The 14,068-nt window shown below is 67.5% G+C and carries 14 protein-coding genes, 1 tRNA gene and 1 pseudogene; 8 read left to right on the forward strand and 8 right to left on the reverse strand.

Annotated elements, in window-relative coordinates:
* Positions 1–115: 115 nt before the first annotated feature.
* The 5 genes and pseudogenes from KCH48_RS36635 to KCH48_RS36655 all read right to left on the reverse strand — a co-directional run bounded on the left by KCH48_RS36635 (position 116) and on the right by KCH48_RS36655 (position 4,394).
* A complete protein-coding gene (locus KCH48_RS36635) occupies positions 116–1,219 on the reverse strand; it encodes an ABC transporter substrate-binding protein (protein WP_210581619.1) in 1,104 nt (367 codons plus the stop codon).
* A 69-nt stretch (positions 1,220–1,288) separates the two neighbouring features.
* Positions 1,289–1,468 (reverse strand): annotated as a pseudogene (locus tag KCH48_RS36640) (transposase); the annotation flags it as partial.
* Between the two features lie 403 nt (positions 1,469–1,871).
* Positions 1,872–2,606 carry an SDR family NAD(P)-dependent oxidoreductase gene (locus KCH48_RS36645; RefSeq protein ID WP_210581479.1) on the reverse strand — a complete coding sequence of 245 codons (735 nt, stop codon included), beginning with the start codon at positions 2,604–2,606 and terminating at the stop codon, positions 1,872–1,874.
* A 74-nt stretch (positions 2,607–2,680) separates the two neighbouring features.
* Positions 2,681–3,787 (reverse strand): alanine racemase, encoded by a 1,107-nt coding sequence (locus KCH48_RS36650; RefSeq protein WP_210581481.1) that lies wholly within the window; start codon positions 3,785–3,787, stop codon positions 2,681–2,683.
* A gap of 121 nt (positions 3,788–3,908) precedes the next feature.
* The gene (locus KCH48_RS36655; RefSeq protein WP_210581483.1) at positions 3,909–4,394 is read right to left on the reverse strand and encodes a RidA family protein; all 486 of its coding nucleotides are present in this window, start codon (positions 4,392–4,394) and stop codon (positions 3,909–3,911) included.
* A gap of 263 nt (positions 4,395–4,657) precedes the next feature.
* On the opposite strand from KCH48_RS36655, the gene KCH48_RS36660 reads away from it, so the two are divergent.
* A complete protein-coding gene (locus KCH48_RS36660; RefSeq protein ID WP_210581485.1) occupies positions 4,658–5,020 on the forward strand; it encodes a hypothetical protein in 363 nt (120 codons plus the stop codon).
* A gap of 96 nt (positions 5,021–5,116) precedes the next feature.
* On the opposite strand, the gene KCH48_RS36665 is transcribed toward KCH48_RS36660, so the two are convergent.
* Both KCH48_RS36665 and KCH48_RS36670 read right to left on the reverse strand, forming a co-directional pair.
* Positions 5,117–5,326, reverse strand: a complete 210-nt coding sequence (locus KCH48_RS36665; RefSeq protein WP_210581487.1) for a DUF2180 family protein — start codon at positions 5,324–5,326, stop codon at positions 5,117–5,119.
* 682 nt (positions 5,327–6,008) lie between these two features.
* On the reverse strand, positions 6,009–6,695 hold the full coding sequence (locus KCH48_RS36670) for a GntR family transcriptional regulator (RefSeq protein WP_189326175.1): 687 nt from the start codon (positions 6,693–6,695) through the stop codon (positions 6,009–6,011).
* 477 nt (positions 6,696–7,172) lie between these two features.
* On the opposite strand from KCH48_RS36670, the gene KCH48_RS36675 reads away from it, so the two are divergent.
* The 5 genes from KCH48_RS36675 (at position 7,173) to KCH48_RS36700 (ending at position 11,690) form a co-directional block, all read left to right on the forward strand.
* Positions 7,173–7,853 (forward strand): haloacid dehalogenase type II, encoded by a 681-nt coding sequence (locus KCH48_RS36675; RefSeq protein ID WP_210581489.1) that lies wholly within the window; start codon positions 7,173–7,175, stop codon positions 7,851–7,853.
* A 241-nt stretch (positions 7,854–8,094) separates the two neighbouring features.
* Positions 8,095–8,397 (forward strand): RidA family protein, encoded by a 303-nt coding sequence (locus tag KCH48_RS36680; protein WP_246886440.1) that lies wholly within the window; start codon positions 8,095–8,097, stop codon positions 8,395–8,397.
* Positions 8,398–8,410: 13 nt separating this feature from the next.
* Entirely contained in the window at positions 8,411–10,096 is a 1,686-nt protein-coding gene (locus KCH48_RS36690) for an FAD-binding oxidoreductase (protein WP_282615232.1), read from the forward strand.
* A 20-nt stretch (positions 10,097–10,116) separates the two neighbouring features.
* Positions 10,117–11,262 carry an N-methyl-L-tryptophan oxidase gene (gene solA, locus KCH48_RS36695; protein WP_210581491.1) on the forward strand — a complete coding sequence of 382 codons (1,146 nt, stop codon included), beginning with the start codon at positions 10,117–10,119 and terminating at the stop codon, positions 11,260–11,262.
* 355 nt (positions 11,263–11,617) lie between these two features.
* Positions 11,618–11,690 (forward strand) — tRNA-Arg (locus tag KCH48_RS36700).
* 105 nt (positions 11,691–11,795) lie between these two features.
* Here KCH48_RS36700 and KCH48_RS36705 read toward each other — a convergent pair.
* Positions 11,796–12,461 (reverse strand): response regulator transcription factor, encoded by a 666-nt coding sequence (locus tag KCH48_RS36705; protein ID WP_210581493.1) that lies wholly within the window; start codon positions 12,459–12,461, stop codon positions 11,796–11,798.
* A 73-nt stretch (positions 12,462–12,534) separates the two neighbouring features.
* On the opposite strand from KCH48_RS36705, the gene KCH48_RS36710 reads away from it, so the two are divergent.
* Together KCH48_RS36710 and KCH48_RS36715 are read left to right on the forward strand one after the other, a co-directional pair.
* The gene (locus KCH48_RS36710) at positions 12,535–13,377 is read left to right on the forward strand and encodes an aldo/keto reductase (RefSeq protein ID WP_210581495.1); all 843 of its coding nucleotides are present in this window, start codon (positions 12,535–12,537) and stop codon (positions 13,375–13,377) included.
* 27 nt (positions 13,378–13,404) lie between these two features.
* Positions 13,405–14,031, forward strand: coding sequence for an NAD(P)-dependent oxidoreductase (locus KCH48_RS36715; RefSeq protein WP_210581497.1), 627 nt, complete (start codon positions 13,405–13,407; stop codon positions 14,029–14,031).
* Positions 14,032–14,068: the final 37 nt, after the last annotated feature.

A 14,068-nucleotide genomic window follows, 5' to 3' on the forward strand; every position in this document is an offset into this window, starting at 1 on the left:
GACAGCGACGACGTCCCCGTAGGTCTTGCGCAGGGCCACCACCGACAACGCCTTGCCGGTCGAGGCGGCCGGCGTGCCGCCGGCCACCTTGACGGACGGTGTGGCGACATCGAATTCAGCCACGAGCCCACTCCAACCAGCGCTTGGTGACGGCGGCTTCGTTCTTCAGCCACCAGTCGATGTCCGCGTCGAAACCCTGGTCGTAGAACTTCGGCGCGCCGGACAGTGCGTTGCGCTCGTCCTCGGTGAGCTTGTCGTAGGCCAGCGGAGAAGCCGGGTTCGACGGGAACGCCTTGGCCACGTTGGCCTGGCTCTCGGCCCGCAGCGAGAAGTCCATGAGCTGGTAGGCGCCGTCCACGTTGGCCGCGCCCTTGGCAATCGCGTAGCCCTGGAACTGGCGGCGCATACCGTTGAGCTGCCGCTCCACCGGCACGCCCTGCTTTTGCAGGTCGGCGAGCCGGCCGTCCCAGACGGTGGCCATCGTCACTTCCTCGCGGCTCAGGAGCACACCGGGCAGCGGGCCGCTGTCCCAGAACTTCTTGATGTCGCCCCGCAGCCGGGTCAGCACCTTGAAGGCACGGTCCACATCCAGCGGATACAGCTTGTCCATGGGCACACCGTCGGCCAGCAGCGCGAACTCCAGCTCCGGCAGGTCACCGTCCGGGCTGACCATCGAACGCCCGCCCTTGAACGCCTTGGTGTCCCAGAAATCCGCCCACGACTCCGGCTTCTTACCCCCGAAGGCATCCGTGCGGTACCCGATGCACTGGCCGTAGAAGGCGTGGCCGACGGCATGCTCGGTGATCTGGTTCTCCGGGATCTTCGCGCTCTTCACGCTCTTGACCCGGTCCAGGTCCAGCGCCTCCAGGGCGTCCTGCTTGACGTACTTGGTGTGCGACATCATCGAGTTGTTGATGAGGTCGCACTGCGGGCGGCCCTGCTTGATCTGGGCGAGCAGCGGAGCATCGTCCAGGTTGAGCACCTTGACGCTGATACCGGTCTCCTGCGTGAACGGCGTGTAGATCGCCTTCTGCAGGGCCGCACCGTAGGAACCGCCGCTGTCACGGACGACCACCGTCTTGCCGCCGCCCTTACCCCCACCGGACGACACACGGCTGGTGCCGGTGCCGCAGGCGGCGAGGGAGGGAAGAGCGGCGAGGGCGGCGAGGCCGCCTGCTCCGCGCAGGAGCGCTCTACGACCGATCTGGGCATCACTCATGGCAATACTCCTCATCTGGGGACGCGTGGACCAGCTGTGCGGGGCTTTACCTCGCAGGTGCGGGGGGGTGGGATGGTGCAGGGCGGCGAACGCGGACAGAGCATCGCCCGCTTGCGTTGCCGATCGCCGCTTTGGGCGCGTGATCGCCGTGGATCGAAGTCCCCGACGACCTTGTCGTCGGAGCGACGCCGGCTAGAGGACCGGGTGAGTAGCGATGGGGAAGCTGGAGCCGTGACAGGCGGTGACCAGCGGAGTGCCCGTATGGATCGACTCCCCACGGGCGACGTCCTGGGCCCAGGTCTTGAAGGCGGGGTTGCCGGAAATCAGGCGTTCCGGGAGCGGGCCGGACTCTCGCGGCGCGAAGGAGGGATTGGTGTCGATGGCCTTCAGGAGCGCTACGCCTCTCCTTTTTGAGCTTGAGAAGTTGGTAGCCGCGGCCACGGTCGATGAGCCGTTGCCGAGCGGCGTCTGGCACGCACTCGTGGGCGTTACGGGCGCACTGTGGGTGGCACCGTTCGAGTGCGGCGAATGGGGTACGCGCTCGACGCGTGTGCGATCGTTCATGCCGCAATCGGCGGTCGCCCGAGGCAGAAGGCGAGACGGAGAGCAGGTCGTTCAGTCCATTGCTGGTGGGGATGCCCAGCAGGGACGTTCAGAAAGCGGTGTACCCGCCGTCGACGGTCAGGACCGATCCGGTCACGTACGACGACTCCGACGAGGCGAAGAAGAGCACCGCGTCAGCGACCTCTTCAGGAGTGGCGAGGCGTTGGAGCGGGATCTGGCTCTCGCGCTCGCGGCGGTAGGCCTCGGGGTCGGGCTTGCTCTGGAACGCCGCTTCGATGATCGGGGTGGCGGTCAGGCCCGGAGCGACGACGTTGACACGGATGTTGCGCGGGGCCCATTCGATGGCAGCGCCCTTGGCGAGCATGATGAGGCCCCCCTTGGCGGCGGAATACAGCACCTGCCCGGCCATGCCGACCATGCCCAGTCGTGAACTGACGCAGACGAACGAGCCACCGGTCTCGGGCATCAGCGGCGCGAAGTGCTTCATCACCAGGAACGCGCTGAGCAGGTTGCTCTCGAGCACGTTCTTCGCGTCGTCGCAGGCCATCTCGGTGAGCGGACTGACGGCCTGCAGGCCGTGGTTGAGGACGACGACGTCGACGGTGCCGAGGGACTCGGCGGCCTGCTTGGCCAGGCTCTCGACGAACGCCTCGTCGTTGAGGTCTCCGGGAACGTACAGGTCGTCGGGCTGAGCGCTGTCGAGTCGCTCCTTGCGGCCGGTGAGCAGCAGCCGCGCGCCCTCGCGGCGGAAGTGGGAACTCACCGCCTGCCCGATGCCACTGCTGGCGCCTGTCACCAGGGCCGTGACGTTCTTGAGTCTCATGTCAGGCACTCCTTTACGGGGGAGATCGGTCGTCGGGTTGGGGCTCGGCCACGGGGTCTTGTCCCTGGGGCCGGTCAGTTGAGGAATCCGCGGGCGTCGACCGGCCAGCGCTGCAGCGACGTGCCCGTGCTGTCGGTGACGATCAGTTCCTCGAAACCGAGGACGACGGGGCATACGTGGTTCGGCACCACCGGTACGACGGTGCCGACGCTGGGGCGGAACTCGCCGTCCGGCAGCGGAAGGAACCCGTGGTACTCGTTGACCTTGGACAGGACCGCCTTCGTGCCGGCGATGCCGCCGTAGCCGATCTCGGGGCTGCCTTCCTTGCTGAGGGCCTTGTTGCCCACATCGACGATGACCTGACCGGGGATCCAGTCGCTGACCACGGTGCCGGCCACGAACAGCGCGATCTGGTCCTCCGTGCAGGAGCCCAGCCGGACGTTGTTCAGATCGCCGAAGACATACTCGCCGGGACGGATCTCGGTGATCACGCCGCTCGTGGAGAATTCGAGGGTGGGAGTGGAGCCGGCACTGACCACCTCCGCGGTGACTCCGACACCTTCGAGGCTGCGTACCGCGATGGTGAGCGCGGCCTCCTGGTCCTGCGCGGCGCGCCCGCGAGCGTCCCGACCCGCGCCGCCGTGACCGGGATAGGTGAAGACGCCCACCGGCATCAGACCGCGCTTGCGGGCGGCGAGCGCGAGATCGCCCGCAGCCTCGGGCGGCGCCCCGGAACGACGGGCGCCACAGTCGACCTCGATCACGACCTGTAGCCGGCCCGGTTCGTCTCCCATCGCGTCGGCGAGGGCCTCGATCGCCGCGACGTTGTCGACGCCGACCCGCAGCCGGACGGACTCGGCGAGCCGGCGGATCCGGGCTCGCTTCGTTCCCGCGGCCCAGATCGGGTAGGCGAGGAAGATGTCGTCGAACCCGGCCGCGGCGAAGACCTCGGCCTCACCGACGTTTCCCGCGGTGATTCCGACCGCGCCGGCCTCGATCTGGCGTCGCCCGATCTCCACACACTTGTGCGTCTTGACGTGCGGCCTGACCTTGAGGTTGCGCTGGTCGGCGAAGCCCTGAATGCGGTCGATGTTGCCCTGCATGACGTCGACCAGCACGATCGGCGCGGGGGTGTCGATCCGCTCGACCAGAGCGTCGAGTGCTCGTTGCAGCCGGTTCACGCTGCCCTCCTTGTGGTTATGCCTGGAATGATCGAGGGGCGCGGGTGCTGACTCCCCCTGGATGCCGAACGCGCGCGGCCCGCGATAGCGCTCGCTTGCGTACACCCCCGTCGGCCCCGGCCTACACAGCGGTGCAGACCATCTGGATCTCGACCGGACTGTTGAGCGGCAGCCCGGCGACACCGATCGCGGTGCGAGCGTGCCGTCCGTTCTCACCCAGCACCTCGATGAGCAGTTCACTGGCCGCGCTGGCGACGTTCGACTGCTCACCGAAGTCCGGCGTACTGGCCACGAAGACCAGCATCTGCACGATCCGGACCCGGTCCAGGTCGCCCACCGCCTGCACAGCGGCAGCGAGCGCATTGAGCACGGCATGGCGCGCGAGCTCACGAGCCGTCTCCAGCTCGACCTCCCGGCCGACAATGCCCTGACCCAGCAGCCAACCGTCCTTGTAAGGCAGTTGACCCGAGATGTAGATGCTGGAGCCCACGGTCCGGTGGTGCACGTAGTACGGGTTGTCACGGAGCTCGGGAAGGGCCAGCCCCAAGGCCTGGAGCCGATCGGAAGCCGAGTCGGTATTCGCTGCCGAAGTCACGGACTGGCTCATCGCGCCACCTCCGCGGACGGAGCAGGGCACAAACCCTCGCAGTTGGCCACGAGAACCTGCTTCGCGTGAATCTTGATCATCTGCACTCGGTTCTCCTCTCGAGCAACAGTGGCGACATAACGCCGTATGACGGCTTAAAGCCTCCACTCGATTGTCGTTTGTCGACCATATGGGTGCCCGTCGAGCACTGTCAATACAAACTTCGGCCTCGAATGCGACCTCGGAACACCACGTGCGGCGGGATTCTCGAGCGGTTGACACGGATGGTCGACCTCACGCCCGACGAGATCCCCATGCCACAAGAGCGGCTTGGCCTGCTGCCCGGTTGTTCCGGCAAGGCCTACAGCGACTGGCTGCAAGCCCGTGGTGACGAGCTCGGCAACGGCGTCGCGCGGCGACACTGGACCCGTTCACGACCAGAAGAACGCCGTCGGCCTTCAGGTGGATCCGGCAGGAAGACGACCGTGACGCGGAGGCAACTCACCGACGAACAGCGGAGGTTGATCGCGCCGTTCCCGCCGATAGGCAAGTACGGCCCCCTACGACATCTCGTCGTCCGCGGTCGCGCCTCCTGCATGGCGCACCCAGCCGTGGCCACGGCTGAGGCCCGGACGCTGCGGCAGTGATCAGGGACGGCGTCCGGGCAGGCCAAGAACGCATGCTCGGACGGACAGAGCGCATTCGGCGACCGGTGATGCGGGTGCGACATGCGCACCATGCGGTCAGTTCGCCGTCTCGGCCATATCGCAGGTGTGGCATACCACCCTGCGTGCCGGGATACGGCCGAACGCAGCACCCATGCCGACCTGGCGGGTGACCTGTACCTGACGTACGCGGGCGTGGTTCTCGCAGGTGGCCAAGCCGCAGCGCGAGCACACACCGATGCCGGTGGTGTCGCTGCGCGCCTCCTGGAGGCAGTCGTAGCACCTCATGTCCAACTCCGATTTCAGCAGGGGCCGGATGTGGCGGCCAACCGGCACGAACAAAACCACCCAGGCCACGCACACCTACTCAAGGAGCTTGAAAAGTAGGCTCTAGTTTAGACTTTGTCAAGACTAAGACTCGATCGTGATCGTATGGCCGGTGGTGATGCAGCGAAGCAAACGCCAGCACGGTGCGGACGGCGCTGCCGGGCTGCAACTCCGACCCGTCCGCCAGGAGAGCCCGGCTGAGGGAGGCGAGGCGTCCTCAGGGCAGTGGCCGACGGCGGGCCGGGACCGCAAGATCCAGGGAGCGGGCACCTTCATGGCCTCGCCTGGCTGCCCATGGCGGGCAGTTGCCTCCGGGTTCTGGCCGGCCTGGCCTACCGGATACCGGCGCTTCGCCCAGGGGGCCGAAGCCAGGGGCAGAACCGGTGATGGCGGTGACCTGCCTGGATGGCACCAGCCGCACCGAGTTGTATCGCTTCGCGTCCACCCCGCCCCGGCGCGACGTCGTCACCAGCCGGCGCTGTGCAGACCGGTTCCTGGAACGGGCCCGCCCGCGCAGCTGACCGCGCAGCCGTAAACGCCCACGTCGCCCCCTACCCGCCCCACCGTGCCGACGGCCGGCAACCGGCAACCGGCACTCAAGATCCGCTACAAGATCGGACGCTTCACGCACGCCGGCATGACCTCATGCATGCCGGGGCGCGCGTTCCCCTGGATCTCCCGTCTGGACCCCCAGCCCCATGGGGAAATGGGCAGCCAGTTCCTGGCGGAACGCGTCGGTGTCGCCTTCCAGGGCAACCGCGGCCAACCTCTCGTGCTCGACGACCAATTGATGCGGGTCGTCGCTGTAAGTGCGGTGATCGACGCTGAGGTGGAGGCGCAGCTTGGTCTCCCAGCCGTTCCAGAGACTCTGCAGGACGCCGTGCCCCGAGAGATCGTAGAAGAGCCTGTGGAAGCGGAGGTGCGCGTCGATGCTGGCCGGGATGTCGTCCTTCTCCATTGCCCGGCGGAGATCCTCGACGGTTTGCAGCAACTGGGGCCGCTCAGGACCGCGCAGGGCTTCGGCCGAGAGCTCGGCGGCGTACGGCTCGACACGCAGCCGGACCGAGTCGATCTCGGCGACCTCACGAGCGCTCACCTCTACGACGAACGCCCCACGGTAGGGGATCTTGACGACGAGCCCTTCCTCCTCCAGCTTGGTCAGCGCCTCGCGCAGCGGGGACCGGCTGATCCCGAGATCCCCGGCGATGTGCGCCTCGCGCAGCTGGCCACCGGGAGGTACGGTCCCGTCGAGGATGGCGGCACGCAGTGTGCGGTAGACGCCGTCCGGCGTCGTCGTCCGCTGCTCCTGCCACTCGAACTTGTGGTCCACCCCGTTGCCCTCCCTCAACACTTGCCGACCATTTGGTCGTTTGTCGACTATACCTCTGCTGGTGCATCCCCACCTCAAGTTGGTTGTCTGGCACGGAGCTCACTGAATTCACAGCGGTGCCCCATCCGGCTCACGGGTCGCGGTAACAGGTCGGTGTCTCGGGTGGTGCCGTTTGGTTGTCAGGCCGATGCCGGTCCGGCGACGCGAGTGCAGGACGCACGACGCAACACCTTCGCGTCTCCGGACGCCGACTCTTCGGCCTTCGTCGTCCAGTCGGTACCTGGTCTTGCGTGAGAAGCCGAGCATCTGGCCGGCCGCTGACGTTGCCGATACCACGACCTGGCGGAACGGCTCGCACTTGCCGAGGCGCTCCTCTGATGCTGTTGACAGTCGAGACCAGTTGGTCGACAATCGACTAAACGATGGTCGACAATCGACCAGGCATCAGACTGCTCCACTGAAACACTAGGAGGACCAGTGGGATTCGACGTCAAACCCAAGTTCGTGACGTTCGACATGAACGGAACGCTGATCAAGTTCAGCATCAACGACACGATGCGTGAGGTCCTGGGCGACCGACTGCCGGCCGAGGTCGCCGATGAGTACCTGCGGATCTGCAAGGCGTACCGGATCGACGAGTGCACGGGCGCGTACCAGCCGTTCCACCAGGTCGTCGCTCGTTCCATGGAACGCGCCTTGCGCAAGGTCGGTCTCGAGTACCGCGAGGACGAAGCGCGGGCGGTGTACGACCGCATCCCCACCTGGGGCCCGTACCCCGGTGTAACCGAGGCGCTGAACCGCCTGGCCGAGGCGGTCCCGCTGGTCATCATCACCAACAGCGACACCGCGCACGCCGTGCGCCTCGCGGAGAACCTCAAGGCCCCGTTCGCAGACGTCATCAGCGCCGAGGAGATGGGCGTCTACAAGCCGCGACTCAGCGCCTTCGAGTACACATTCGACAAGCTCGGCGTGACACCCGACGAGCTCGTGCACGTATCCGCGAGCCCGATGTACGACCATCGCTCCGCGGCGATCATGGGCATCAAGAACAAGGTGTACATGGACCGCGGCTGGGAGCACGACGAGCACTGGCTCGGCTACGAGCGGATCACCGACATCGCCGACCTCCCGGTCCTCTTCGGCCTGCCGCGCCCCTGATGCCCCTGACGCCCGAGCGGAGAACTGAGGAAATGATCCACAGCAAGGCGATGGCGGTGTGAGTCAGCCCCTGCCTCACACCGTCAAGGGTGACTCGGCTTCAGAAGGCTCCAGGCCCTAGGGCTGAAGCTACCCGTCCTCGCCGGCAGCGCGAACCTCGTGCACCACCGGACGGTGGGCTCCACCATCCACCTCTCCGGCCAACTCCCCTTTAAGGACGGCGAGCTGCTGGGTCAGGGCGTTGTCGGCCCGGGACGTGGAGCTGGAGACGGCGCGGGAGTTCGCGCGCCATGCCGTGCTCAACGCGCTCGCTGCCGCTGTGCAGGCGGTGGGCGACCTGGACCGGGTCCGGATCGTGCAGATGCTGGTCTTCGTGGCCGGCACGCCGGACTTCGGTGAGCAGTCGAACGTCGCCAACCCGGCCAGTGAACTCCTCATCGAGGTACTGGGCGAGAACGGACGGCACGCCCGCACCGCGATCGGTGTCGCCGGGCTGCCGCTCAACACCCCGGTCGAGATCCAGGTGATCTGCACTGCGGTGTAGCGGCGAGCCAATCATGAGCAGTGCGGCGGTGGCCCGGCTTCAACAGGCACTCGACGCCCTCGTCTGGCGAATCGACACCCCGCGCAGATCCGACCCAGAGGCCACCCGCCGTGAGCGTGAGGGGCAGATCCCGCTCCAGCGCCTCGCCACTCCCGAGGAGATCGCCGACGCCGTCCTGTTCCTCGCGTCGTCGGAGTCCTCGTACATCACCGGGGCAACGCTCCCCGTCGACGGCGGCTGCACCGCTTTCCAGCAGCGGCCCACGCGGTTCGCAGAGACAGATGAAGGACACACCATGAACGCTCTTGCGGCACCACCCCGAAACGGAGAGCTCGGCTTCTGGGTGGCCCAACTGGCCGACAAGAGGCCCTCGTTCCCCAGTTTCACCGGCCAGGACTGTGTGGACGTGGCAATTGTCGGCGGCGGCTACACCGGCCTGTGGGCGGCGTACTTCGCCAAGAAGCTGGAACCGTCGCTCTCGGTCGCGGTCTTCGAGGCCGAGCAGGTGGGCTACGGAGCATCGGGGCGCAACGGTGGCTGGCTCTCGGCGATGCCTCCGGGAAACCGTGCCACCTTCGCCCGCGCCGGGGGAGGGCTGGAGGCGAGCCGGGCGCTGCAGCAGGAATTCGTCGCCGGCGTCGACTCCGTCCTGGACATCCTCCGGGCCGAGGGCATTGATGCCGATCAGCACAAGGGCGGCGCGCTCGTCGCCGCTCACACTCGGGCGGGGCTGGGCCGGCTGGTGGCCAGGCGTGATGCCGATCTGAAGTACGGGCTGACCGAGGACGAAGTCCACATGCTCGACCAGGACGAGTTCCGGAGCCGGATCAACATCTCCACCGTCCACGGCGGGCTCTTCTACAAGCACTGCGCGCGCTTCCACCCCGCGAAACTCGTCTACGGCCTCGCCGACACCCTGACCTCCATGGGGGTCAGGATCTACGAAGACAGCCGAGTGGACAGTGTCGCGGACAAGACCCTCACCCTGGCCAACGGACGCGTCACCGCGGCCAAGACGTTCATCTGCACCGAAGGCTATTCGGGACAGCTGCTCGGCCGCCGGAGCCTGATCCCGGTCAATTCCTCGATGATCGTGACCAAGCCCCTGCCGGAGGAGGCGTGGCAGCAGATCGGCTGGGACGGGCCCCAGTGCCTCAACGACTCCGCGCACACGTTCATCTACGCCCAACGGACGTCGGACGGCCGTATCGCCATGGGGGGCCGAGGTGTCCCCTACCGCTTCGGGTCCGGCACCGGGGGAGCCGGTGCGACCGCCCAGTCCACCATCGACCTGATCTCGCACAAGCTCAGTTCCTTCTTCCCGGACATCCCCTTCGAGGTGGACCACGCCTGGTCGGGAGTCCTGGGTGTCACGCGGGACTGGAACGGCGGCGTGCACTGGGATCCGGCATCGGGGATCGGGTCGTCCACCGGCTACGCGGGACACGGTGTCACGTCGGCCTATGTCGGCGGCAGGACTCTCGTGGAGCTCGCCTTCGAGCAGGAAACCGAACGGACCACCCTTCCCTGGGTCGGCTACCGGGCACGGAAGTGGGAACCGGAACCCATCCGCTGGCTGGGCGTTCACGCCATGTACCGGCTCTTCGGCATTGCCGACCGGTGGGAAGAGCGCAGGGGTTCCAGCACGACCTCGCTGCTGGCCAGATTCGGCAGCAGACTCGCCGGACTTCACGAGTAAACGAAAAGGAAGCCGCTCTCATGGACGCACAACTCGCAGTCATCGGCCTGGGCAGCATCGGAAGCATGGCCCTGTGGCAGGCCTCCCGGCTGACCGACTCGGTAGTGGGCTTCGAGGCCGCCACCCCCGCCCACGGCCGCAGTGCCGTGGGCGGAGACACCCGCCTGTTCCGCATGATCTACCTCGGCAGGCCCGACTACTACCCCATCATCGAACGCTCCCGCGGCCTGTGGGCCGAGCTCGAAGCGGAAACCGGGCAGGACATCCTCACCACTACCGGAGGTCTGTCCATCGGGACCGCGAACGGCAGCTACATCACCAGCCTCCTCGAGGCCACGCGCGTCACCGGAGCCGAGCACAGCGTCCTCAGCCGGGAGGACATGGCCGAACGCTACCCCCAGCACAACCTCCGCCCCGACGACTGCGCCGTCCATGACCCCCACGCCGGCGTTCTGCGCACCGACCGCGCCGTCAGCGCCGCCGTCGCGGCGGCCCAGGCGAACGGCGCCACCGTCCTTCAGAACACGCCCGTGGACAGCATCACCGAAACCGAACACGGCGTGGTCGTCACCTCGGGCGACAGAACCTGGACGTTCGAGAAGGTCATCGTCGCCTCGGGCGGCTGGTCCCGAAGGCTCATGCCCGACCACCTCAAGGCCGTCACGGAAACCCATCGGATCGTCCTGACCTGGTTCATCGCCCAAGACGGCGAGCAGTTCTCGCCGGAGAACTTCCCCGTCTTCAGTCGGCTGTACGGCGATCGCTCCATGTACGGCGCACCGGCCGTCGACGGCGTGACGGTCAAGGCATCGGTGGACGGACCGCTGGACGGACGCGGAAGGGAAACCCCCGACCCGGACTCCGTACCCAGGGAACTCACCCGGGAAGAAGTCGAGAAGGTCACCGATATCGTCACCGAATTCTTTCCCGGTCTGACCCCCACCATCGTGCGCTCCGACGCCTTCCCCGACCTCTTCACCGAGGACAGGCATCCCCTCCTCGGCTGGCTGGACGAGAACAGCAGGGTCTACTGCGCCACCGGGTTCTCCGGAAAGGGCTTCAAGATGGCCACCGGCTATGGCCACATCGCCGCACACGAGGTGCTCGGCAAACAGACCATCGAAGGCCTGGACTTCGTGCGTCCGAACCGGTTCAAGACCAGGTAGCCCACCCACTACCGCCACCTCGGCGCAGTAGCCTCGGTATCGTCATTCGGCTGACGGTCATTGCGGACTCATCTCTGGATGTCCCGCAACGGCCGGCTGCCATCCGAAGGCACCGCCGTGGTCCGGCCTGCTGATCTACATCGGCTACGCCTGAGTCAACAACTCCATCACCCGCGCCCTGGGCCGCAAGCCACTCGACCTCGCAGCCTGACGCCACCACCCATGGGGGCCGACGCCCCTCCCGAACCGCGTACACCGCAGGATCAGACCTGCCGCCCGGCAGCCAACATCACCAGCCCTCCAGCCGCCCCGGCGCCAGCCGCTACACTGTGGGCGGTGGCACGGCTGCACGCACGCCTTCGTAGCTCAGGGGATAGAGCACCGCTCTCCTAAAGCGGGTGTCGCAGGTTCGAATCCTGCCGGGGGCACAGAGAAACACCTGGTCAGAGGCCCTTCCGTCCATCAGGCGGGAGGGCCTACGTACTCGCAGCACACATGCGGCTGCGGGCCGACGTGCCGATTGATGCCGACGATCACCCGCGGATCAGGCCCAACTCGCCCGCGCGTACTCCGGCTTGGAAACGGGAGCCCGCGTTGAGGGTGACGAGCAGTTCGGCGACCCGGCGGCGGTAGGTGCGCAGCGACATGCCGAGTTCCCGTGCGGCTGTCTCGTCGGTGACGCCGGAGGTCAAGGCGCGCAGGACCCTGCCGGTCTGGGCGTCGATCAGGGGCCGTTGCGGACTGAGGAAGGCAGCGAGGTCGGTCGCGCTCTCCCAAGCGGCTTCGAACAGCGCGTACGCCCCGTCGACCAAGGCCGGCGCGGCGCTCATGGTGTACGTGCGGTGTCCGTGAGCGGCCGGGGCGGACGTCATGGGACTGGTGAGGATCATGGTTCGCCGGTCGATGAAGAAGGTTCCCCGGGACAACGGGGTGGCGGCGATCCTGATCCGCATGCCGTGGGCAGCCATCTCGCGCAGGGCCTCCCGGTCGCGCTCGTCGGCGAGCACGGCGGGGCTGTACAGCTTGCGGGCCTGAACTGCCCCGTCACGACGCATCGTCAGGCGGGCGGCCTCACGGGCGCCGGGCCAGGTGTCGAGGTCGCGGGCGGCGTTGACCCATTCCACGTCGTTGGACTCCGTCAAGGGCTTGATCCGCGCCCAGAACTCAAGATCACCGCGAAGCATCACGACCTGTGGCATACGTCCATTGTGCCGGTGGCAGCAACATGCCACGGGCTCGTCGGCCGATGCCGAGCCTTGCAGGCTGGAGCTCATGAGCAATGACTTCCGCCTCGGCGGCGACCTCCCCGTCAACCGGCTCGGCTTCGGCGCCATGCGCCTGCCTTCCAAGGACGGCATGGGCGGTCCCGCCCGCGACCCCGAGGCCGGCCGTGCCGTACTGCGCCGCGCCGTCGAACTCGGGGTCGACCACATCGACACCGCCGACTTCTACTTCAGCGCCGGCGGTGCGGTGCGAGCGAACACTCTGATCCGTGAGGCCCTGCACCCCTACCCGTCCGACCTGGTCATCGCCACCAAGGTGGGCCCAGTCGTCGGCCCCGACGGCCTCTCCCACGGCACCCCGGCCGACATGCGTGGCTTTGTCGAAGCCAACCTCGATGGCTTGGGCGTGGACCGCCTCGACCTGGTCTACCTGCGCATCGGCGCCATGGAACCCCCGCACGGTGAGTCCCTCGCCGAGCGCTTCGAGGCGCTCGCGGCGCTGCGTGAGGAGGGCCTGATCCGTCACCTCGGCCTCAGCAACGTCGACCCCGGTCATCTCGTGGAGGCTCGCGCCATCGCACCTGTCACTGCCGTGCAGAACCACGCCGCCCAGGGCGACGAAGCGGACCTCCTGGCCGCATGCGAGGAGTCCGGCATCGCCTTCGTGCCCTTCTTCCCGGTGGGTGGCGGTCGGGAACTCGACGACGAGCGTCTGGCCAAGGTGGCCTCCCGGCACCGCGCCACCGTCCCCCAGATCGGCCTGGCCCGGCTGCTGGCCTCATCGCCGGTGGCCCTGGCCATCCCGGGCACGGGATCTCTTTCCCACCTGGAGGAGAACATGGCTGCCGCCGCGATCGCCCTCACCGACGAAGACCTCGCCGACCTCTCCTGACATCGCACACGAAAGAAGCCCCCTGTCATGAAGCTGCTGATCCTCGGTGCGACCGGTCCCACCGGTCGTCATGTCCTCGACCTGGCCGTGCGATCCGGCGACTCGGTCACGGCCTTCGTCCGCAATCCGGCGGCCCTGGGTGACCTGGCCGAGCAGGTCACCACGGTCACCGGCGACGCCACCTCGCACCGCGACCTCGCCGCCGCGGCGGCCGGGCACGACGCGATCGTCTCCGCGCTCGGCAGGGGCAATTCGGTGCGCGCCGACGGCTTGTTCACGCGCGCCTCTGCGGCCGTGATCGGCGCGGCCGGAGAAGCGGGTGTCTCCCGTCTGGTGTGGCTGTCCTCGTTCGGTGTCGGCCACACCTTCGGCTGGTCGAGCAGCGCGCAGAAGCTGATCTACGGCACGCTGCTGCGGTCGATCTACGCCGACAAGGCGATCGCGGACGAGAGCATCCGCTCCAGCGGACTGGACTGGACCGTGGTGTACCCGACCAGGCTGACCCACGGCCCCGTCAAGGGCACCTACCGGGCGGACGACCGGCTGCCGATGAAGGGCAACCCGACAATCAGCCGTGCGGACGTGGCCGCCTTCATGCACACGGCGGCACAGGGCAGCGAGTGGATCCACCGCACCGCCGTGATCTCCGGCTGAGCGCCCACACCGCCCTCTATGACAGTCGTTATAGACG

It is taken from the genome of Streptomyces sp. GESEQ-4 (assembly GCF_017948455.1).
Taxonomy (GTDB): domain Bacteria; phylum Actinomycetota; class Actinomycetes; order Streptomycetales; family Streptomycetaceae; genus Streptomyces.

Coding starts and splice junctions, on each gene's coding strand:
- KCH48_RS36635 (WP_210581619.1), bottom strand. CDS start 1,219: ATGAGTGATGCCCAGATCGGTCGTAGAGCGCTCCTGCGCGGAGCAGGC.
- KCH48_RS36645 (WP_210581479.1), bottom strand. CDS start 2,606: ATGAGACTCAAGAACGTCACGGCCCTGGTGACAGGCGCCAGCAGTGGC.
- KCH48_RS36655 (WP_210581483.1), bottom strand. CDS start 4,394: ATGAGCCAGTCCGTGACTTCGGCAGCGAATACCGACTCGGCTTCCGAT.
- KCH48_RS36660 (WP_210581485.1), top strand. CDS start 4,658: ATGGTCGACCTCACGCCCGACGAGATCCCCATGCCACAAGAGCGGCTT.
- KCH48_RS36665 (WP_210581487.1), bottom strand. CDS start 5,326: ATGAGGTGCTACGACTGCCTCCAGGAGGCGCGCAGCGACACCACCGGC.
- KCH48_RS36690 (WP_282615232.1), top strand. CDS start 8,411: ATGAGCAGTGCGGCGGTGGCCCGGCTTCAACAGGCACTCGACGCCCTC.
- solA (WP_210581491.1), top strand. CDS start 10,117: ATGGACGCACAACTCGCAGTCATCGGCCTGGGCAGCATCGGAAGCATG.
- KCH48_RS36705 (WP_210581493.1), bottom strand. CDS start 12,461: ATGCCACAGGTCGTGATGCTTCGCGGTGATCTTGAGTTCTGGGCGCGG.
- KCH48_RS36710 (WP_210581495.1), top strand. CDS start 12,535: ATGAGCAATGACTTCCGCCTCGGCGGCGACCTCCCCGTCAACCGGCTC.
- KCH48_RS36715 (WP_210581497.1), top strand. CDS start 13,405: ATGAAGCTGCTGATCCTCGGTGCGACCGGTCCCACCGGTCGTCATGTC.